Origin of the sequence: Phaeovulum sp. (genome assembly GCF_047638075.1) — a bacterium.
Classification (GTDB): Bacteria; Pseudomonadota; Alphaproteobacteria; order Rhodobacterales; family Rhodobacteraceae; genus UBA6197.
Window position 1 is genome coordinate 92,947 of the sequence record NZ_JBLJBV010000001.1, and the last position, 20,795, is coordinate 113,741.

The following is a 20,795-nucleotide window of genomic DNA, read 5'->3' on the forward strand; positions in this document are numbered from 1 at the left end:
AACGAAGCTCGGGTCATGCAGAAAATGGCATGGGGCCATCAGGGACGGACGAAGGCAGAAAATCACCAATCGCACTTTATCCCAACAAGGCCGTATAAACGCGCAAGTGAGGCAAGATTACCCTTGCCTCACCGCTTTGTTGGGCCGCGCAGATACCGCAGAATGCACCTGCGCGGGCACCGATTTTAGTAGACGTCTTTACCGGTGTTGAACACGTTGAACTTGCCAGTGGGCGTGATCAGACGCGGGTCTTTGATCACATGCTTAAGTTCAAGCGTCTTGTCATCAACCACGACAATCGCGCTTTCCTTGTCCTTGGCATTCCATACCGAGAACCAGACCTCATCACCCTGTTTGTTGAATTCAGGCTGAACCACACGCGGTTGACCATCAGCGATACCGGCCCATTCAACGATCGGCAGCGTGACGTATTCAGGCGCTTCGCCTGCCTTCATGTCGCTGATTGTAAACACCGCAACCGAGGATGAGACGTCAGATTCGGGGTTCAGCGTCGCATCAACATAGAGGTGGTTCGAGTTCGGATGGGTCTTGATGAACAGCGACCCGCCGCCCAGCGCATCAAAGCTTTGGACCAGTTTCCATGCCTGATCAGGGTGCCCTTCAGGATCAGTACCGATCATCGCGACCGTTTCATCACCCAAGTGCGAGGTTGCCCAGACCGGGCCGTAGTCCGGATGGGTAAAGTTCGCGCCACGGCCCGGGTGTGGGGTCTGACCTTCCGTATCGACAAGCGCCGTCAGCTTGCCTTCCTTGGTATCGACCACCGCGATCTTGTTGCGGGCGTTGGCGGCAACCATGAAGTAGCGATGCGTGCTGTCCAGACCACCGTCATGCAAGAACCGTTCAGCTGCAATCTCAGTGGTTTTAAGGTTTACCAGGTCGGTATAATCGACCATCAGGATCTTGCCGGTTTCCTTCACGTTGACGATGAATTCCGGCTTGAAGTGCGACCCGAGAATCGAAGCCACACGCGGCTCTGGGTGGTAGACCTGCTCATCATAAAGGTTGCCACGCGTCGAAACGATCTTCAGCGGCTCCAGTGTGGCGCCGTCCATGATCACGAACTGCGGCGGCCAGTAGGCCCCGGCGATGGCATATTTGTCTTCATACCCTTCAAACTTCGATGTTTCGATCGAGCGGGCTTCGGTACCCATCTTGATCTCGGCCACCGGGGTCGGGGTTTCCATCCACAGGTCGATCATCACCACCTTGGCGTCACGGCCAATCACGAACAGATAACGCCCCGAGGCCGAAATCCGGCTGATGTGCACTGCGTAACCGGTCTTGATGATCTGCAAGATCTCGTGGGTGTCGCCGTCGATCAGCGCGATTTCACCCGAGTCACGCAACGTGACTGACATCAGGTTATCAATCTCGATATCGTTCATTTTCTCGGTCGGGCGATCTTCGGGCGCGACCATCACTTTCCAGGTCGCCAGCATCTCGGGCATCCCGAATTCCGGCGGGGTGGGCGGGTCAAGCAAAACGTACCGCGCCATCATGTCGACCTGCTCTTCGGTCAGATCGCCAGAGGTACCCCAGTTCGGCATCCCGGCGGGCGACCCATAGGTAATAAAGCTGTGCAGGTGATCATAGCCCAATTCGCGGGTGATATCGGGGGTCAGCGGTTTACCGGTGGCACCCTTGCGAAGAACGCCGTGGCAACCAGCGCAGCGCTCAAAATAAATCTTTGTCGCCTGCTGGAACTCTTCGGCGCTCATGATCGGATCGTCGGCCCGACGACCCGGGATTTCTACTTGGAGTTCCCCCAATGTCGTCATCGAGGGCTGATAGGCGGCCGCCGGTGTGTCGCCGTGGTCAGCGGGTTTTTCTTGCGCATAAAGCGGTGCCGCCAAAAGCCCGATGGCCAGCGCAGCGCTGCCCTTCAGAAATGTTCTGGCCTGGGTAACTCGGTCTGTCATTGGGTGCTCCTTGGCATCAAATACAATCGGCAACATCGGTTCAAATCTGCGACGCTGTCTTGATTTATGTTAAGCGATAGGGTGAAAGATTGTCGCATGCATCGAGACAACTCTACCTGTGTTTTGAGGAATATCAAAGATAATGGGCATTATGTCGCACATACACTTGATATATGCTAAGAATTATTGTGCGAAAACGCGCAATCTGGAACGTAATCCACTCCAACACATCGGTACCATGATCAATCGTCTCTTCTGCCTCATTCTGCTGTGCTTTCTGTCTGCCCTTCCGGCGCTGGCAAATAACGGGATTTCGCAATTCGCCCCTGAGCCGCTTTCCCCTACGCCCGAAATGGCGGCGCAGTTGTTGCAAATCGACGGACCGGTGCACGTCATACGCGATGACAGCAGTGTGCCGGGCTGGAGCGTGTTTGAAGGGCCGAATCTTCTTGGTTATCTGGGGTCGACCTGGGAAATTGCGGGTTCGGTTGGCTATTCAGGCCGACCACTTGACGTTTTGCTGGCGATGTCGCCCGAGGGTCGGATCACCGGCGTTCAGTTGATGCGCCACGATGAACCGATTCTAACGCTGGGCATTTCCGAAACCGCCATCACACAGTATGTCGACGGGTACACCGGCTATGATCTGACAGACACAACGCCGGGGTCCGAGGGCGGTGCGCTGCCAGATGTGATCAGCAGGGCGACCGTTTCAACCGGCGTGATTCGCGATGGTATCTTGCGCAGCGCGCGGGCCTTGGCGGTCGCGCGTGGCATCGTTGCAGGAAGTGGCGTCGACCGGATCAATTATGAGCCAGCCGATTGGGACGCGCTGCTTGCAATGGGGGCTGTCGTCGGAACGCGCGTCTCAATGTCGACCGCCGCCGACGCACTTGCCGGGGCCAAAGTACCGGTTCTACCCGGTGATGATGATTTTGTGCATTTGTGGGCGGGTGTGGTCGATAGCCCCACAATCGGGCGTAACCTTTTGGGACCACAAGAATTTGCCCGAACCCTGGCTGCCTTACCAACGGGTCATTCAGCCCTTATCGTGATGTCGACAGGGCTACAGTCGCATCGCGGCACTGACTGGAAAAGGACCGGTATTTTTGATCGGCTGACAATTCGACAACAAGATCGGGACTGGCATCCGGGCGTGGCTGGCTATCGCCTGATCCGCCGCCTTGCCATCAGCGGCAGCCCCGAAATACGAGAGATCAGCCTTTTTGACATGCCGCCAACGATTGACCCAACCCAGCCCTTCACGCTGGAATTGCGTGCAACCCGCGTCGCCCGTTCCGGCGACGAATTGGCCATGACCATCTCACTGCCCTATGATCTGCCGTCCGAATTTCATATGGCGCCCTACACACCAGAACCGCTGTGGCGGCAAATCTGGGTCAAGAAAAAGCTGGCGACCGGTCTGGTCGCCGGCATGCTGATCATATTGACGGTTATTTTGTTTGCCCAAGACTCGATCACGCGGCGCCCCCGGCTTTGGCGTGCATTACGGCTAAGTTTTCTGGCCACCACGTTCCTGGTTCTGGGTATGGTGTTGAACGGCCAGCTTTCGGTGGTTCAGGTGGTGGCCTTCCTGCACTCGCTTTTAACCGGATTTCGCTGGGAGACATTCCTGATCGAGCCGGTGATATTTCTTCTATGGTCTTTTGTGGCGCTGGGGCTCTTGTTTTGGGGGCGGGGTGTCTATTGCGGCTGGCTTTGCCCATTCGGCGCACTGCAAGAGATTCTGAACGCGGTGGCACAGCGGCTTGGCATCCGGCAAATCACAGTACCGCAACCGCTGCACGAACGGCTGTGGGTGCTGAAATATTCGCTGTTCGTGGGGATCGTCGCCCTGTCATTCTATTCCATGCATGACGCCCTGATCCTGGCAGAGGTGGAACCGTTCAAGACCGCGATTTCCATGCGTTTCGTCCGGGCTTGGCCGTTCGTGTTGTTCGTCGTGGTAATTTTGACCGCAGGGCTGTTTATCGAGCGGTTTTATTGCCGCTATCTCTGCCCATTGGGGGCAGGTCTGGCGATTCCGGCCAAACTGAAAATATTTGATTGGCTTCACCGCCGCCCGCAATGCGGCCGCGAATGTCGGTTGTGCGAAACGAAATGCACTGTCGGCGCGATCGATTCGTTGGGCCGTATCAACGCGAATGAATGTGTGTTGTGTCTGCGGTGTCAGGTCATCATGAATGACGCCACGCAATGCCCCGTGCTAAAACGTCGCGCACGCGGCGCGACCACTCCGCCCCCCGCACCTGTGCGCGTTCCGGCCCCGACACAACCGGTTGCCACCGACGCCGTGGCCCCCTGAGCGGGCCCAATGGCCAATAGGGCGATGGCCTTTTGCCCCGCCTCGGCCATGTCCGTGCCCGGACCGCGCCAATATTGACGCGATAAAACGGTTAGGGATCAAGCATCTGGCGGCGATATCAGCCGCACGGTTCCTGAGCGAGTTTTGTACATGGGGGATTTGCTGATCGTTGATCAATGGATTGACCGCACCTTTACGCGCAAAAAATCGTTCTTCGGGGCTGGGTATATGTGGGGCCGCTTAGGTGCCGCGTGGTTTGGCACGTAGCGTGGGTTCGGCCAGATGCGGCTCTTCGGGCCAGGGGTGGCGCGGATAGCGGCCGCGCATGTCCTTGCGCACATCTGCGTAGGAATTGGCCCAGAACCCCGGCAGGTCCATCGTCACCTGCACCGGCTTGCCGCCGGGCGACAAAAGCGTGATCCGCAGTGGCAGCCGCCGTGGCCCCACGGTGGGGTGAACGGTCACGCCGAACAGCTCTTGCAGGCGCAGCTCGATGCTTGGGGACCCGCCTTCGTAGTCAATCGGCACACGTCGCCCCAAGGGCGTGACAAAGGCCGACGGGGCCAGCCGGTCGACCAGTTGCGCCTGATCCCACGTCAACGCGGCCTTTAGCGGCTCGGTCAAATCAAGGCTGCGCAGATCGGCCTCGGACCGGCGTTTGCCCAGATAGGGCAAAAGCCAGATTTCCGCCCGCCCAAGCAGCCCTGCATCGGTGAAATCGGGTAGGTCGGCCCCTTCACGGCGCAGCAATTCAACCCGCGCGCGGTAGCGCCGGGGTGCGGGCGCCCACGGCAGGCCCATCGCCCGCACCCCGTCAAGGGCCGCACGGGCCACGGCGTCGTCGGGGGCGTCCCAGATCCGGTCCTCCAGCACCAGCGCGCCAAACACCTCGTGCTTGCGGGCCAACACGCGACCGTCACGGCGCGACCATTCGCAGACCTCGACCCAGCGGATCTGATCCGCAAACAGCCGCCGCAGGCTCGCATCGCCAAGCGCGATGCCCTGGCGCACCTTTGCCTCTCGCGCGTCACCGTCCAGATCAGTCGCCACGATCAACCGCGACGATGCAAGCGCATCGGTTGGCGTCAGAATCGCGCCCTTGCCGCCCGAAAGCACATAGCGCGCCCCCTCGCCCGCCGCAGGTTGGGCGCGGCGCAGCCCGATCCGGTCAGGGTAAGCCAGTGCCGCCATTTCGGCCAGCGTGTGGCCACCGCCGCCAGACACCATGCGCGCCAGCCGCCGCGCCTCTTGCCGGATACGGTCAACGACGCCGCGGTTAACCGGGTGGGGGTGGTCGGATTCGTATTTCTTCGGATCCCGCAGGGCACTGATGCGTAACGCAAGGTCCGCGCCTGCGCCCTTTAGCGGATCGCGTTCCGCCAGAAGAGCGGCCAAGGTGGCGGCCTCGGGGCCCGCCAGCACCAGCATATGCGCCAGACGCGGATGCAGCGGCAGCGCCGCCAGTGCCCGGCCATGGGGCGTGATCCGCCCGCCCGAAAGCGCGCCCAAACCTTCCAGCAATGCCCGCGCCTCGGCCAGCGCTGGCGCCGGCGGCGGGGTCAGAAACGCAAGATCGCCCCCATCGCTGCCCCATAGCGCCAGTTCCAGCGCCAGCCCGGCAAGATCAGACACCGCAATTTCAGGCGGGGCAAAGGCGGGCATCGCGCCCTCTTCGCCGCGCGTCCAGTAGCGGTAGCAAATGCCTTCGGCCACGCGCCCGGCACGGCCTCGACGCTGCGTGGCCTCGGCCCGGCTGACGCGCTCGGTGACCAGCCGGGCCATGCCGCTTGCGGGGTCAAACCGGGCGCGCCGGGCGCGGCCCCCGTCGATCACCACGCGGATATCTTCGATTGTCAGGCTGGTTTCGGCAATGGCGGTGGCCAAGACGATCTTGCGCAGCCCCGCCCCTACCGGCCCGATTGCGGCGCGCTGCGCCCCGAACTCCATCGCGCCAAAAAGCGGACGGATCACGCAGCTTTCTGGCAAGCAGCCCTTCAGCAGCCCCTCAACCCGGCGGATTTCACCTTCGCCGGGTAAAAACACCAGAATGCCGCCCTCGGCCTCGGCCACGGCTTCGGCCACCAGCCCCGCCATGCCGGCCTCATAGCGCAGACCTTTGGCGGGCGGCCGCGCGAGCCAGCGCGTCTCGACCGGATAGGCGCGCCCGTCTGATCGCACCACCGGGGCGTCGCCCAAAAGCGCGGCCACCGGGGCGGCCTCAAGCGTGGCCGACATCACCACCAACGATAGATCGGGGCGCAGGGCGCCGCGCGCCTCCCATACCAAAGCCAGCCCCAGATCGGCATTAAGGGAGCGTTCATGAAATTCGTCAAAGATCACGCAGCCGATGCCCGAAAGCTCGGGGTCAGTCTGGATCATCCGGGTCAAGATACCCTCGGTGACCACCTCGATCCGGGTCTGACGCGATACCTTTGCCTCGCCGCGCACGCGGTAACCGACGGTTTCGCCCACGCCCTCGCTCAGGGTTTCGGCCATCCGTTCGGCGCTGGCACGGGCGGCAAGGCGGCGCGGCTCCAACATCAGGATCTTGCCGGTCACCTCGGGCAACAAGGCCAGCGGCACACGCGTCGTCTTGCCCGCACCCGGCGGTGCGACCAGCACCGCCCGGCCCTCGGCGCGAAGGGCAAGGATCAGCGCAGGCAGCGCGTCATCAATGGGCAAGCGGGGCGTCATACCCCCCGCTTATCGCCGTTTCAGCGCGCCTTTGCCATAGAGCGTATCCATCGAAATTTCGACCACGCGCAACATCCCCTGACCCGCCGGGGCATAGGTCAGCCGGAACGGAAAGCGCACTTTTTCAGCCATTTCCTTATCGGAAAATCCTGCAAGGCGGCGGTATTCACCGGCGCAAGTCACGCCCTTGCCAGCGGTTTCAGCGGGGCTAAGCACGACTTGCGAACGCCGCCTGCCGTCGAAAAGCGTCACTTTAAGGGTGCATGCCTCGGCCGCCGGAACATCGCGCACCACGGCATAAAGCGCGGTCAGCGGGTCAATCGTGCCGCCCTGCGTTGCCGGGTCCACATCCCCCGGGCGCGGATCGCGCGGCGGGTTATATGTCGTTACCTGCGGCACCCCTGCCCTGTAGGCCATGACGGATTCCGACTGCCGTTTTGAGGTGTCGGCCTTTTCGGCATAGCTGACGGGGGTGTATTTCCCGCCCGCATAGCGGCCCGATACGCTGGCGTCATAGCGAACCTTGCGCACCATTCCAAGCAAGCCCGAGCTTTGCAGCACCCCCTTGGCGGCATAGGCGTTGCCGACCAGCTTGCCATTCACATGCAGCTGACCAGCGGTCAGCCCCCGCAGCGTCAAATCAAAAACGGCATTGTCCACTTGCTGGGCCATCGCCACCACGGGCAGCACAGCAACCGCGATGACACCGACAAAACGCCGCATCACAACCGCAGATACAGCAAAATAGGGGCTAAACATGGATACTCCTACTTACACACCCGGAAAAACGGGCCTTGGCTATGGACATACACGGTTGCAAGCGGGCAAGAAACCCATGCGCCTGTCACGTTCCGTGACAAACCCGTGCGCCCGTCGCATTTGCTGGCGGCACCGTCATTAACACCAAAGGCCCCGCCCATGGACCTGCCCACACTTGCCACGCAAATCCTGGCCCAAGACCGCCGCGCATTGGCCCGCGCCATCACGCTGGTTGAAAGCTCTCGCCCCGATCACCGCCTTGCCGCCGCCGAACTGTTGGCACGTTTGGCCCCGGCAGGCCGGCAGGCGCTGCGAATCGGGCTTTCGGGCACGCCGGGGGTGGGCAAATCCACCTTTATCGAAGCCTTTGGCCTGATGCTGACGGCGCAGGGTTTGCGCGTGGCGGTGCTGGCTGTTGATCCCAGTTCTGTCCGCTCGGGCGGGTCTATTCTGGGGGACAAGACCCGGATGGAGCGGCTTTCGCGTGACCCGCTGGCCTATATTCGCCCCTCGCCCAGCCAAACGCATCTGGGTGGCGTCGCACGCCGCACCCGCGAAGCGATTGCCCTGTGCGAGGCGGCGGCCTTTGACGTGGTGCTGATTGAAACAGTTGGCGTGGGCCAATCTGAAACACTCGTCGCGGAAATGTCGGACCTGTTCATCCTGCTGCTGGCCCCGGCGGGGGGGGATGAACTACAAGGCGTCAAACGTGGCATCATGGAAATGGCTGATCTGATTTTGATCAACAAGGCCGACGGCGACCTTAAGCCAGCCGCTCTGCGCACCGTGGCAGATTATTCCGGGGCGCTGCGGCTTTTGCGCAAACGCCCGCAGGATCCGGCAGGTTTTCCCAAGGCCGTGCCCGTCTCGGCGCTTGCCAATGAGGGGCTGGCGGCCGCGTGGAAGGATATGCAGCACCTTGCCGCGTGGCGCCGCGAAACCAGCCATTTCACCAGACGTCGCGCAGAACAGGCCCGCCACTGGTTCGAGGCCGAAGTCCGCGAGGGGCTGCTGGCCCGGCTGACCCAGGACCCCGTCACCCGCGCCCGCATGTCCATGCTTGGCGATCGCGTGGCCGAGGGTCAGACCGCCCCCGCCAAGGCCGCCGCCGAAATGCTTGCCAGTCTGAACGGGAATTGACCTGACAGATCATATACCCATGCCAGAGGCTTTGATGCGTTGCACAAATACCTTCTTCGGGGATATAAGGGCGAGAATGAAATGAACGCGGCACAATGCAAACACCGATGAATCGCTTGACGGCGCCGGTCTTTGCCCTTATCCCGCCCCAACGGAATTCCGGGCAGCGCCGCCGCGATGCCTGCCTATGTTATGTATGCCGCACCAGCGGCCCGATGAACGAAGGATGATCGCCATGTCGCGCGTTTGCGAACTGACCGGCAAAGGCCCGATGACGGGCAACAAAGTAAGCCACGCGAACAACAGGTCGCGCCGCCGCTTCTTGCCGAACCTGAACGACGTTACGCTGATCTCGGATGTGCTGGGCCAGTCGTTCAAACTGCGCATCTCGGCGGCCGGTTTGCGTTCGGTTGACCACCGCGGTGGGCTGGATGCCTATCTTGCCAAGGCCAATGACAGCGAACTGTCGGTGAACGCGCAACAGATCAAAAAAGCCATCGCCAAGGCTGTTGCCGCAGCCTGATTGATCGCGCTCAGAATTGCATTAGCCCCGCTTTATGCGGGGTTTTTGCGTTGGAGCTGAGCAGGCGTTGCGGGCGCTGTGCATCCGCCGCCCGATAGCCGCGCAGTGCCCCTGCCAAGTTGCCGCCTTTCCAAGCGTTGGAACGCTGGCTATGCTGCTGCCATGACGCGAAAACACGTCCGCATAGGTATGGCGCTGCTGTTTGCGCTGGTGCTTGCCGCGACCAGCCTGACGATGGCTGTTGCGCGGGGGCAGACCCGTGTCGCCGGCGAAATCGTGATCTGCACCGGCTATGGGCTGACCACGGCCCTCGTTGACGAAAACGGCGCCCCAACCGGCCCGATCCATATCTGCCCCGATATGGTTCTGGCGCTGATGTCGGCGGTTAGTATCGCCCCCGCGCTTCCTGCCCCCCCAGATACCCGCGCCCAATCCCTTGACCGGTCCGAAACCTTTACACCCGCCTCGCGCACCCTGCCCAGCCCACGCGCCCGCGATCCGCCCCTGTCCGTCTGAGCCCGTTTCAAAAACCTCTCAGACAACAGGATATAAAATGACCTTTCTCAAATCGTTTCTGGCGGCCTCGGCGGCCCTTATTGCGCTGCCCGCGTTCGCAGATATCACCGTGGTTGATCCCTATGCCCGCGTCGCCACGCCGATGTCGAAATCCGGCGCGGCCTTCATGCAGTTTGAAAATACCGGCGATGCCGATGACCGCCTGATCAGGGCCACCTCAGATGTCGCGGTCAAAGTTGAGTTGCACACCCATATCTCTGACGCTGCAGGCGTCATGCAGATGGTCGAGGTGCCCGAAGGCTTTGCCATCCCGGCGCATGGCGGCCACGCGCTGGAACGCGGTGGCGACCATGTGATGTTCATGGGGCTTAATCGTCAATTGAGTGATGGCGATACCGTCACCCTTACCTTGACCTTCGAAAAGGCGGGCGAAATGGTCCTGGACATTCCTGTAGACCTTAAGCGCGGGGCGAAGATGGACGGGCACAATATGCCGATGAAAGAAAAGGGCTCTGCCCCCGCGAACTGACCGCAACGGCGCGGCCTGCGCGCCATCGCCCTGGCTGACGATTCCCCGCCATGACGCGTTTTGCGCATTGGCGGGGGCCTTGACCCAACGCAAAAGACACCCCGCAGGGTGTCTTTGTCTTTCGCGGTGCCAGGCAGGCTCAGCCGGCGCAATAGGCTTCGGCGGTTACGCCAAAATTCTTGTAGCGCTGCCAGAACGCCTCATCTGACGCCCGGCCAGATTGACGAACCTCTTGCGCCTGATGCGGGTTCTTGAAGAATTTGGCCGCGCGGCGCTGATCGGACTGGCTAAGCGTCTGATCAGCGACCTGCTGGATACAGCCGCACAAGGCGCGATTCGCCTGTGACCGGCCCCCCGATAAACAAGCCGAATCAATCGGCCCGGCAAAGGCCATCGGTGCCGCGGCCATCAGAAACGCTGCTGCCAATAAGGTAGTTTTCATCGCTCTTGCCCCTCATCGGTGCGGCAACCGTGGCCCCGCACATTTTGTTGTTCGTAGCGCACCCTAACCCTACCCGCCCTAATTTTCAATGAAATATAGGTTTTTCGGCACCAAACCCGCGCATCACAACCCATAGGGGCAACCTGACAATCACCCCCCAGAATTGGGCAGGACAGATCTAGCCGATCACCTCGGCCTCGTATCCTGCGCCTTTCAGCGCGGCCAAAACAGTCGCGGCGGGCAGGCCCGAAACCTCAACCTCGTGGTTAGGCAGGTCGAAATCGGCCTTTGCACCCACAGCGGCCAGCGCCGCCTCGATCGTGGCTTTGCAATGGCCACATGACATTTCAGGAACCGACAGGATCATCGCAGCCTCCATTCAGAATGGCCAATATTTGCGCCTTCATTCGCGAAAGGTCAACGCGCCGGCGGGACATCGGGGCGTCACCCCGAAACCACCCGAAATACCACAAATCAAGGCATCTGCGTTTACCCGTTCATGCCCCCTTCCCCGGCCAACAGGGACAGGTTATATGCGCGCCATGACCCAGCTTGATCTCATCCGCAATTTCTCGATCGTGGCGCATATCGACCACGGAAAATCCACCCTCGCGGACCGGTTGATTCAGTCAACCGGGACGGTGGCCGACCGTGACATGAAGGCCCAGCTTCTGGACTCCATGGATATCGAGCGCGAGCGCGGAATAACCATCAAGGCCAACACCGTGCGGATCGAATACCCCGCAAAGGACGGCAAGACCTATGTGCTGAACCTGATCGACACGCCCGGCCATGTGGACTTTGCCTATGAGGTGTCGCGGTCGATGCGGGCGGTTGAAGGCTCGCTTTTGGTGGTCGATGCATCGCAGGGGGTCGAGGCGCAGACATTGGCCAACGTCTATCAGGCAATTGATGCGGGCCACGAAATCGTGCCGGTGCTGAACAAGATCGACCTGCCCGCCGCCGAACCGGACCGGGTAAAGGAACAGATCGAAGATGTGATCGGCATTGACGCGTCCGACTCGGTTCTGATTTCGGCCAAATCCGGCCTTGGCATTCCGGACGTGCTGGAAGCCATTGTTACCCGCCTGCCCGCCCCCAAGGGCGACCGCGATGCGCCGCTAAAGGCGATGCTGGTCGATAGCTGGTATGACAGCTACCTTGGCGTTGTGGTCATGGTCCGCGTGATGGATGGCATCGTCCGCAAGGGCGACCGGATCAAGATGATGCAGACCGGCGCACTGTACGGGATCGACAAACTGGCGGTTCTAAAGCCGCAGATGGTTGATATTCCCGAACTGGGCCCCGGCGAGATCGGCGTGTTCACCGCCTCGATCAAGCAGGTCCGCGATACCCGCGTGGGCGATACCATCACCCACGAACGCAAGGGCTGCGCCGCGCCGCTGCCGGGGTTCAAACCTTCGCAACCGGTTGTTTTCTGCGGCCTGTTCCCGGTGGACGCCAACGATTTTGAGGCACTTCGCGACGCTATTGAAAAGCTGACGTTGAACGACGCGTCGTTTTCATCGGAAATGGAGACATCGGCGGCGCTTGGTTTTGGCTTTCGCTGCGGCTTTTTGGGGCTGCTGCACCTTGAGGTCATCCGTGACCGTCTGGAGCGCGAATATGACCTTGACCTGATCACCACCGCGCCTTCGGTGGTTTTCCACCTTCACATGCGCGATGGCGAAATCCGCGAATTGCACAACCCCGCCGACATGCCCGACCTGACCTATGTCGACCACATCGAAGAGCCGCGCATCAAGGCGACGATCATGGTGCCCGACGATTACCTTGGCGACGTGCTGAAGCTTTGTCAGGACCGTCGCGGCATCCAGATGGATCTGACTTATGCCGGATCGCGGGCAATGGTGGTTTACGACCTGCCCTTGGCCGAGGTGGTCTTTGATTTCTACGACCGTCTGAAATCGGTGACCAAGGGATATGCGTCTTTTGACTACCAGATCACGGAATACCGCGAGGATTATCTTGTCAAAATGTCGATCCTGGTGAATGACGAGCCGGTCGATGCGCTGTCAACCATGGTACACCGCGACCGCGCCGAGGCTCGCGGCCGTGCGATGGTGGAAAAGCTGAAAGAGCTGATCCCCCGGCATATGTTCAAAATCCCGATTCAGGCAGCTATCGGCGCCCGCGTGATCGCCCGCGAAACGCTTTCGGCAATGCGCAAGGACGTGACCGCAAAGTGCTATGGCGGCGATGCGACACGCAAAAAGAAGCTGTTGGAAAAGCAGAAAGCCGGGAAAAAGAAGATGCGTCAATTCGGCAAGGTTGAGATTCCGCAGACAGCATTCATCAACGCGCTGAAAATGGACAACTAGGGGTATCTTTGGGCCCATCGGATGCGATTTGCCCGGTGGGCCCAAAGCTGAGAGCCGCGCCCCGCGTTTATGGCGGCGCTTACCCCTGCCGTTAGACCTGCGCGGCGCCTAATTGGATTCAGGCATATCCTTGAATTTGATCGACTCACCGCAACCGCACGCCTCTGAGACGTTGGGGTTGATGAACTTGAAGCCGGATTCCAGCAACCCGATTTCATAATCAATCACGGTGCCAAACAAAAACATCTGCGCCATCGGGGCGATCAACACCCGCGCGCCGGCCTCTTCCACCACCACGTCCATGGGGGCCGCCTCGGCCGCGATTTCCATGGTGTATTCCATGCCCGCACAACCGCCCTTTTTCACGCCGATACGCAATCCTGCAGCACCTTCGCGCGTCATCAAGGCGATGATCTGCTCGATCGCGCGGGGCGTAAGCGAAACGGGCGATTTGCCGGGAACAGCAAACATCACATGAACCCCAATTCCAACCGGGCCTCATCCGACATCATGTCCATGCCCCACTGCGGCTCAAACGTCATCTGCACGTTCACCTGTTTGACGCCTGCCAGCGGCTCTATGGCGTCGGCAACCCAGCCGGGCATTTCGCCCGCGACAGGACAGCCAGGCGCAGTCAGGGTCATGATAATCTCAATCTCATTCTCGGCCGATATTTCAATCGTGTAGATCAAGCCCAGATCATAGATATTGACCGGAATTTCAGGGTCAAAAACGCTCCGACATGCCTCCACCACCGCTTCATAAAGTGGATGTTCGGTTGTGGAGGGCCGGATCAGCGGGGTGCCCTCGGGTTGGGCAGCGAAATCGGAAGCATATGTATTGGCGGTCATGGTCATCTCGCGCTATTGTCGAGTGAATATATAGGAATTATCAGGCAAACGTCCAGAGGCAGCTTTTCAGTCTGCAGTCACTTGTTGTAACAGACCCATCAGCACGTTGATATTTGCCTGAAGCCGCCCCGGTCGCGGCCGGGACAGCATCGCCCAATTTGTGGCGCGATACTGCCCCCCCTGCATAATCAGTGCAGTTTGGCGCTAAGATCAAAGGCGACGCACTGGTAATACCCATCGTCGATATAAACCTTGCGCCCGACCGCCCGGGTGTCCAGCCCGCAGCGCACCGTCCAGAGCGGCCAACTGGCCGCCGTCAGCGCCAGGATCTGCGTGGCCCCCAGATCGCGTGAGGTTTTGACCATCGCTTCGATCATCATCGCGTGGACCCGAAGGCGATTCGCCATCGGTGTCTTGTTCGACACGAATACCCGCGAACATTCCCACACGCTTTCCGCAACTGGCGCATCGGCCTCCAACAGATCGGCAGGGATCGAATCCAGCAGCCCCCGCTGCGCATCGCGGATCATATAGCTGTAGATCCCACATTGCGCGGTGGTCGGCGTCAGCCGGATACCGGCCAACACCTCGCCAAATTCGTGGACCGCAATCCAACGGCTTTGCGGCGTGTCATACTGGTCGAATTCCATGCCAAGGGCTTCAGGAAGCTTCCATTTTTTCTGAATGATAAAGCTCTCCTTTCGCGCGCGAAACAGGTTTGCGAAAAGCTCGCCGTGGTTGTGCATGTTTTCAAACGAAAGTGTGGTGATTTGCATGGCAGCAGTCTCCAGGTGGGTTGAGGAACTCGTGTCCCTGCGTATTAGGAGACCTGCCGGTTAAAGCAGCCGGGAGTCTTTGGCACGTTGAATGGCCTCGGCCATGGTGCGCGCCATCAACCGCTCACGCGCGGCCAAGAGGCGTGCCTTCAACGCACTTTCTGATATGCCAAGCTTGGCGGCAGCTGCCGCGTGGCGATCTCCTGCTGCAATCAGCCGCAGGGCTTCAATTTGGGCTTTAGTCAGGCTTTCCGGGGGCTCTGTCATTTCATGCAACTGTTGCACGATAGATAGAACCTTTGAGATTTCCTCGCTGGAAAATTCTCGGTCGGAGCGAGCGACCGAAGCAATAGTGCGCGACGAAATCGGACCGCATGACAGGGTAACACCGTAACGAAGGCCGTGATTCGCGGCCTGCACCAATATACCGAACGGATCAGGAATCGTCATCGCGCTCCACCGCACCGCACCCGTCTCAGAAAACCCCCAGGCAATCGTCGGGTCGCGTAGCGCAAAACCTTGTTCGGTATAATGATCGGTCCAGGCTTGCGGATATGTCATGAACGTCATCAGTGGAGCCGCCAGCCGAATGTGCACTCCGATGTAATAACCGGATGGGGCTGCTCGGGCGAGTTCATGTAGTTGAAGATCGATCGAGCTTTTGGCCAACATAAGAAAATTTCCTGATCACCTATCCTTTTAGACAGGTTCCCCGAAAGGTCGTCAACCTAAAACTAACTGTATTCGTTGGAGTATATACCAGCGTGGCGGCCGGCGATCAGGGTCAGAGGCACCTATTGGACGCGCGGAGTTTCCAAGAAGCGGCGATTGGATCGCCAGCGGACACGCGTGCCACTTACCCCAGAATCAGGGCCTACGGGGGGCCACACAGGGCCTGCAGCGCGTGCCCGCCCCGTCAAACGAAAAATCCCGCCAGAGGGCGGGATTCTCGTCGTTCCGGCCACGGTGCAGGAATTACGCGTCCGCGTTTTCCGCCTCAACACGGGCCTTGTCACCGGCACCCTTGGCGTTGGGATCGCGATCCACAAATTCGATGATCGCCATCGGGGCCATGTCGCCATAGCGGAAGCCCGCTTTCAGAACGCGCACATAGCCGCCCGCGCGGTCCTTGTAGCGCGGCCCAAGAATCTCGAACAGCTTGGCAACATATTGGTCTTGCTTGAGCTGCGAGGCGGCCTGCCGGCGGGCATGCAGATCGCCGCGCTTGGCCAGCGTGATCATCTTTTCAATGATCGGACGCAGTTCCTTGGCTTTCGGCAGCGTGGTCTTGATCTGCTCATGTTCAATGAGCGAGCCGCACATATTGGCAAACAATGCCTTGCGGTGTTCGTGGGTCCGGTTCAGGCGGCGGTAACCGCGGGCGTGACGCATGATATTCTCCTATCGTCTCGTTTTACTTTGTCCGGCAACCCTCACATGGGTCGCTCACCTTGGGCTTTCGCCAGAATTCCCCGGCTCACCGGGCATTTGGGGGGCGTGTAACCCGCGCCCCCTTTTCTGTCATCAGAACTGGTCCTCGAAACGCTTGGCCAGATCTTCGATATTCTCCGGCGGCCAATCCTCGACTTCCATGCCCAGATGCAGCCCCATACCCGACAGCACTTCCTTGATTTCGTTCAAGGACTTGCGGCCAAAGTTCGGTGTGCGCAGCATCTCTGCCTCGGTCTTTTGGATCAGATCCCCGATGTAGACGATGTTGTCGTTCTTCAGACAGTTTGCCGAACGGACCGAAAGTTCCAGCTCGTCGACCTTCTTCAACAGCAGCGGGTTGAACTCCAACCCGTCGTCCGCATCCGCCTTCGAGGCTGATTCCGGCTCGTCAAAGTTGACGAAGATACCCAGTTGGTCCTGCAAGATGCGCGCAGCATAAGCCACGGCATCATCCGGGGTCAGAGAACCGTCGGTTTCCACCTTCATCGTCAGCTTGTCATAGTCCAACACCTGACCTTCGCGGGTCGGTTGCACTTCGTAGCTGACCTTTTTCACCGGCGAATAGATCGCGTCGATCGGAATCAGACCGATGGGCGCATCTTCCGGGCGGTTCTTGTCAGCGGCGACATAGCCTTTGCCGGTGTTGACGGTCAGTTCCATGAACAGATCGGCACCATCATCGAGGTGACAGATCACATGTTCCTTGTTCAAAACGTCAATGCCGTTCGATTCCGAAATATCGCCAGCGGTAACGATGCCGGGGCCTTTGGCCGAAATCGACAGGCGCTTTGGCCCTTCGACTTCCATCCGCAGCGCCACACCTTTCAGGTTCAACACGATGTCGGTGACGTCTTCACGCACACCGGCAACGCTGGAAAACTCATGCAGCACATTATCAATCTGCACCGAGGTAATGGCCGCGCCTTGCAGCGACGACATCAGCACCCGACGCAGCGCGTTGCCGAGCGTCAGGCCAAAGCCACGCTCCAGTGGCTCGGCGATCACCGTAGCCAGACGCTGCGGGTCGTTGCCCGGCTTCACGTCAAGCTGTGTCGGCTTGATCAGCTCTGCCCAATTCTTGTGGATCATGCGTTCCGCCTCCATTCCAGTCCCAGACCCATGTCCGTAAGTCCAGGACACCCGAGGGTAAATGCGTATGACCTAAGCCGCGCGGATCTCGCGCGGCTTAGGCCGAATAATGATGGTCAGACCCGGCGACGTTTCGGCGGCCGGCAACCGTTATGTGCCATCGGGGTAACGTCACGGATCGAGGTGACGTTCAGACCGGCAGCAGCCAACGCCCGAAGCGCGGATTCGCGGCCCGAACCGGGGCCCTGCACTTCGACATCAACGGTTTTCATGCCGTGTTCCTGCGCCTTGCGGGCAGCATCCTCGGCGGCCATCTGCGCCGCGTAGGGCGTTGACTTACGCGAGCCCTTGAAGCCCATCGTGCCCGAGGAGGACCACGAAATCGCGTTCCCCTGCACGTCAGAAATCAGGATCTTGGTGTTGTTGAAGGACGAGTTCACATGGACAACGCCGGTGGCGATGTTCTTGCGCTCTTTGCGCTTCATACGGGTTTTATCACGTGCCATTAGCGAACCCTCCCCTTATTTCTTCTTGCCAGCGATCGCTTTCGCAGGGCCCTTGCGGGTGCGAGCGTTCGTGTGGGTGCGCTGGCCACGCACGGGCAGGTTGCGACGATGACGCAGGCCGCGGTAGCAGCCAAGGTCCATCAGGCGCTTGATGTTCATCGTGGTTTCGCGACGCAGATCGCCTTCCACGGTAAGGTTAGCGTCGATGTGCTCGCGGATCGCCAGCACTTCGGCATCCGAAAGTTCGTTGACGCGACGGGTACGATCGATCCCCACGGCTTCGCAGATCTGCTCTGCTGCGTAGTTCCCGATACCGGTGATATAGGTCAATGCGATGGGGACACGTTTCCCCGTCGGAATGTTGACGCCAGCAATACGTGCCAAACGTGTTTTCCTTTTTTGTTGCGGTTCCGTAACCCCAGAACCTTTTTTCACAACCGAAAGCCCGAAAGCACCGCCTTCGGGCCACTGCGTGTTTTAGTGTTGGGCGTGCCCGAATACCAAAACGATTCTCATAAGAGACGCCGTGACCTAGAAGGTTTCTCCCCCCGCGTCAAGCGCCCTGCCTTTATTAGCAACATCTGGCGTCAATGATCCGTGTTATTTCCGCCCCGACAGCGTCGATTTCCCCCAAGCCATCGACTGTGAACAGATCACCGCGCGCATAGTAATATCCAATCAGCGGCGCGGTTTTCTTGTAATACTCCATCAGCCGCAATTTGAGACTGTCTTCATTGTCATCTGCGCGGCGCCTCATATCTGTGGAACCGCAGACATCGCACACACCCGGCTTCGCCGTAGGATGGGTCGCATCGTGGTAAACTTCGCCGCAGGCACCGCAGGTAAAACGCCCCGTGATGCGCGCGACCAATGCCGCATCATCAACCCGCATTTCAATAACTGCGTCCAACCGGAGACCGCGCCGCGTCAACAATTCCCCCAAGGCATCTGCCTGCGGTAACGTTCGCGGAAAACCGTCAAAGATGAACCCCGCGCCCTGACCGCCGGTAATCTTTTCCTCGATCAGGCCAATCACGATTTCATCGGTTACCAACTCGCCCCGGCTCATCACATCGGCCACACGCCTGCCCATTTCTGTGCCGGCGGCCATCGCCTCTCGCAACATATCGCCGGTGGACAGTTGAACCATGCCGCGATCATCCACCAATTTGCGCGCCTGGGTTCCTTTGCCCGCGCCCGGCGGCCCAAGAAGAATGATATTGATCATGGACCGCCCGCCCTTTTCTATCGCCGGCTCGGCGCTTTCTTCGCGCCGGGCTTCTTTCTGCCCCGCAACTGCGACTTTTCAATCAGACCCTCATACTGATGCGCAAGAAGGTGTGACTGAACCTGGCTGATCGTGTCCATCGTCACCGACACCACGATCAGCAAAGACGTCCCGCCAAAGTAGAACGGAATGCTCAGCTGAGCGCGCAGAATCTCCGGCAACAGACAGACCGCCGCCAAATAGGCCGACCCCAACACCAGAACCCGAGAGACAACATAATCAAGATAATCCTCGGTCTTCTTGCCCGGGCGGATCCCCGGAATGAAACCACCCTGACTTTTCAGATTGTCAGCGACCTCATCTGATTTGAACGACACGTTGGCCGTGTAGAAATATGTGAAAAACACGATCATCGCGACAAAGAACAATAGATACAGCGGTTGCCCCGGGCCAAAGTAGGCCAGAATAACCGACATGATCGGCCCCGTCTGGGCGCCAGAAAATGTCGAAATCGTGGTGGGCAGCAGCAAAAGCGAGCTGGCGAAAATCGCGGGGATAACGCCTGCCGGGTTCACCTTGATCGGCAGATGGCTGGAACCGCCATCATAGACCTTCATGCCGACCTGCCGCCGGGGATATTGAATATGGATCTTGCGAAGCGCGCGCTCCATGAACACGACAAAGCCGATCACCGCAATGACCATCAAGATCACACCGATCACCACCGGCGTCGAGATCGCGCCCGAACGGCCCTGGCTAAAGAACTGCGCCAATGCCGCTGGGATCTCAGCGACAATGCCGACAAAGATGATCAGGCTGATGCCGTTGCCGATGCCGCGGGCAGTGATCTGTTCGCCCAGCCACATCAAAAACATCGTGCCGCCGACCAGCGTGACCACCACGGCAAGCTTGAAGGACATGCCCGGATCATGCGCCAGATCACCCGCCTCAAGGCTGACCGCCAGGCCCCAGGCCTGAAACAACGCCAGCGCAACGGTGGCGTAGCGCGTATATTGGTTGATTTTCTTGCGTCCCTGTTCGCCTTCTTTTTTCAACTGCTCCAGCGCTGGCACCATCGCGGTCAGCAATTGGACGATGATCGAGGCGGAGATGTAAGGCATGATCCCCAGGGCGAAAATACCCATCCGGCCAAGGGCACCGCCGGTGAACATCGACAGGATGCCCCCCAACCCCGCAGCCGCACCATCCATGAATTGCTTCAGCGCCACGGCATCGATTCCCGGCACGGGAATAAATGTGCCCAGCCGGTAAATGATCAATAAGCCGATCGTAAAGAAGATGCGTTGGCGAAGCTCGGTCGCCTTACCCAAGGCGCCCCAGCTCAGGTTCGCCGCCATTTGCTCTGCAGCAGATGCCATATGCCCGGTCTCTTTCATGAAAGCACCGCCGAACCGTCTTCTGGTCGGCGGCACTTGGAAAACTTCAGACTATGTAAGCAGCGCAGGCGCCGCCCACAATCGCTTATTCAGCCGCAGCCGTCGCCACCACCAGCTTGCCACCGGCCTTTTCGACGGCCTCGATGGCCGCTTTCGATGCGCCGTGGACGTTCAGCGTGACCGGTGATTTCAGCTCACCCTTGGCCAGCACCCGAACACCGTCCAGAACGCGGCGCAGAACGCCCGAAACGACCAGTGCTTCGCCGTTGATCTCGGCTTTGG

The 20,795-nt window shown here is 59.8% G+C and carries 22 protein-coding genes; 6 read left to right on the forward strand and 16 right to left on the reverse strand.

The window, feature by feature from the left end:
- Nucleotides 1-185: 185 nt before the first annotated feature.
- Complete coding sequence (locus ACM62R_RS00405; protein ID WP_415182088.1) at nt 186-1,943, reverse strand: cytochrome D1 domain-containing protein; 1,758 nt, start codon at nt 1,941-1,943, stop codon at nt 186-188.
- Nucleotides 1,944-2,181: 238 nt separating this feature from the next.
- Between ACM62R_RS00405 and ACM62R_RS00410 the strand changes: the two genes are divergently transcribed.
- Nucleotides 2,182-4,269, forward strand: coding sequence for a 4Fe-4S binding protein (locus tag ACM62R_RS00410; protein WP_415182089.1), 2,088 nt, complete (start codon nt 2,182-2,184; stop codon nt 4,267-4,269).
- A gap of 240 nt (nt 4,270-4,509) precedes the next feature.
- Here ACM62R_RS00410 and hrpB read toward each other — a convergent pair whose 3' ends face one another.
- Together hrpB and ACM62R_RS00420 are read right to left on the reverse strand one after the other, a co-directional pair.
- Entirely contained in the window at nt 4,510-6,963 is a 2,454-nt protein-coding gene (gene hrpB / locus ACM62R_RS00415; RefSeq protein WP_415182090.1) for an ATP-dependent helicase HrpB, read from the reverse strand.
- A 9-nt stretch (nt 6,964-6,972) separates the two neighbouring features.
- Nucleotides 6,973-7,722, reverse strand: coding sequence for a DUF3108 domain-containing protein (locus tag ACM62R_RS00420; RefSeq protein WP_415182091.1), 750 nt, complete (start codon nt 7,720-7,722; stop codon nt 6,973-6,975).
- 159 nt (nt 7,723-7,881) lie between these two features.
- On the opposite strand from ACM62R_RS00420, the gene meaB reads away from it, so the two are divergent.
- The 4 genes from meaB (at nt 7,882) to ACM62R_RS00440 (ending at nt 10,430) form a co-directional block, all read left to right on the forward strand.
- Entirely contained in the window at nt 7,882-8,862 is a 981-nt protein-coding gene (meaB, locus tag ACM62R_RS00425) for a methylmalonyl Co-A mutase-associated GTPase MeaB (RefSeq protein WP_415182092.1), read from the forward strand.
- 235 nt (nt 8,863-9,097) lie between these two features.
- Nucleotides 9,098-9,385, forward strand: coding sequence for a 50S ribosomal protein L28 (gene rpmB / locus ACM62R_RS00430; protein WP_415182093.1), 288 nt, complete (start codon nt 9,098-9,100; stop codon nt 9,383-9,385).
- Nucleotides 9,386-9,547: 162 nt separating this feature from the next.
- Nucleotides 9,548-9,901, forward strand: a complete 354-nt coding sequence (locus ACM62R_RS00435; protein ID WP_415182094.1) for a hypothetical protein — start codon at nt 9,548-9,550, stop codon at nt 9,899-9,901.
- 37 nt (nt 9,902-9,938) lie between these two features.
- Nucleotides 9,939-10,430 (forward strand): copper chaperone PCu(A)C, encoded by a 492-nt coding sequence (locus ACM62R_RS00440; protein ID WP_415182095.1) that lies wholly within the window; start codon nt 9,939-9,941, stop codon nt 10,428-10,430.
- A 139-nt stretch (nt 10,431-10,569) separates the two neighbouring features.
- On the opposite strand, the gene ACM62R_RS00445 is transcribed toward ACM62R_RS00440, so the two are convergent.
- Nucleotides 10,570-10,872 carry a hypothetical protein gene (locus ACM62R_RS00445; RefSeq protein WP_415182096.1) on the reverse strand — a complete coding sequence of 101 codons (303 nt, stop codon included), beginning with the start codon at nt 10,870-10,872 and terminating at the stop codon, nt 10,570-10,572.
- A 178-nt stretch (nt 10,873-11,050) separates the two neighbouring features.
- Nucleotides 11,051-11,251: a heavy-metal-associated domain-containing protein gene (locus ACM62R_RS00450; protein ID WP_415182097.1), complete on the reverse strand. Its 201-nt coding sequence runs from the start codon at nt 11,249-11,251 to the stop codon at nt 11,051-11,053.
- Between the two features lie 163 nt (nt 11,252-11,414).
- On the opposite strand from ACM62R_RS00450, the gene lepA reads away from it, so the two are divergent.
- A complete protein-coding gene (lepA, locus tag ACM62R_RS00455) occupies nt 11,415-13,214 on the forward strand; it encodes a translation elongation factor 4 (protein WP_415182098.1) in 1,800 nt (599 codons plus the stop codon).
- A 108-nt stretch (nt 13,215-13,322) separates the two neighbouring features.
- Here lepA and ACM62R_RS00460 read toward each other — a convergent pair whose 3' ends face one another.
- The 11 genes from ACM62R_RS00460 to ACM62R_RS00510 form a co-directional block, all read right to left on the reverse strand.
- Nucleotides 13,323-13,685, reverse strand: a complete 363-nt coding sequence (locus ACM62R_RS00460; RefSeq protein WP_415182099.1) for a HesB/IscA family protein — start codon at nt 13,683-13,685, stop codon at nt 13,323-13,325.
- Nucleotides 13,685-14,065 carry an SUF system Fe-S cluster assembly protein gene (locus ACM62R_RS00465; protein WP_415182100.1) on the reverse strand — a complete coding sequence of 127 codons (381 nt, stop codon included), beginning with the start codon at nt 14,063-14,065 and terminating at the stop codon, nt 13,685-13,687. The genes ACM62R_RS00460 and ACM62R_RS00465 overlap by 1 nt, the downstream gene beginning before the upstream one ends.
- Nucleotides 14,066-14,253: 188 nt before the next feature.
- On the reverse strand, nt 14,254-14,841 hold the full coding sequence (locus ACM62R_RS00470) for an acyl-homoserine-lactone synthase (RefSeq protein ID WP_415182101.1): 588 nt from the start codon (nt 14,839-14,841) through the stop codon (nt 14,254-14,256).
- A 60-nt stretch (nt 14,842-14,901) separates the two neighbouring features.
- Nucleotides 14,902-15,513, reverse strand: a complete 612-nt coding sequence (locus ACM62R_RS00475; protein ID WP_415182102.1) for an autoinducer binding domain-containing protein — start codon at nt 15,511-15,513, stop codon at nt 14,902-14,904.
- 303 nt (nt 15,514-15,816) lie between these two features.
- A complete protein-coding gene (gene rplQ / locus ACM62R_RS00480; protein WP_415182103.1) occupies nt 15,817-16,233 on the reverse strand; it encodes a 50S ribosomal protein L17 in 417 nt (138 codons plus the stop codon).
- Between the two features lie 132 nt (nt 16,234-16,365).
- Nucleotides 16,366-17,382 carry a DNA-directed RNA polymerase subunit alpha gene (locus ACM62R_RS00485; protein ID WP_415182104.1) on the reverse strand — a complete coding sequence of 339 codons (1,017 nt, stop codon included), beginning with the start codon at nt 17,380-17,382 and terminating at the stop codon, nt 16,366-16,368.
- Nucleotides 17,383-17,498: 116 nt separating this feature from the next.
- Entirely contained in the window at nt 17,499-17,888 is a 390-nt protein-coding gene (gene rpsK / locus ACM62R_RS00490) for a 30S ribosomal protein S11 (RefSeq protein WP_415182105.1), read from the reverse strand.
- Nucleotides 17,889-17,903: 15 nt separating this feature from the next.
- On the reverse strand, nt 17,904-18,272 hold the full coding sequence (rpsM, locus tag ACM62R_RS00495; protein WP_415182106.1) for a 30S ribosomal protein S13: 369 nt from the start codon (nt 18,270-18,272) through the stop codon (nt 17,904-17,906).
- Between the two features lie 187 nt (nt 18,273-18,459).
- Nucleotides 18,460-19,116 carry an adenylate kinase gene (locus tag ACM62R_RS00500; protein WP_415182107.1) on the reverse strand — a complete coding sequence of 219 codons (657 nt, stop codon included), beginning with the start codon at nt 19,114-19,116 and terminating at the stop codon, nt 18,460-18,462.
- A 17-nt stretch (nt 19,117-19,133) separates the two neighbouring features.
- Nucleotides 19,134-20,495: a preprotein translocase subunit SecY gene (gene secY, locus ACM62R_RS00505; RefSeq protein ID WP_415182108.1), complete on the reverse strand. Its 1,362-nt coding sequence runs from the start codon at nt 20,493-20,495 to the stop codon at nt 19,134-19,136.
- A 103-nt stretch (nt 20,496-20,598) separates the two neighbouring features.
- Nucleotides 20,599-20,795, reverse strand: a 197-nt coding sequence (locus ACM62R_RS00510; protein ID WP_415182109.1) for an uL15 family ribosomal protein, incomplete at its 5' end; no start/stop codon positions are given.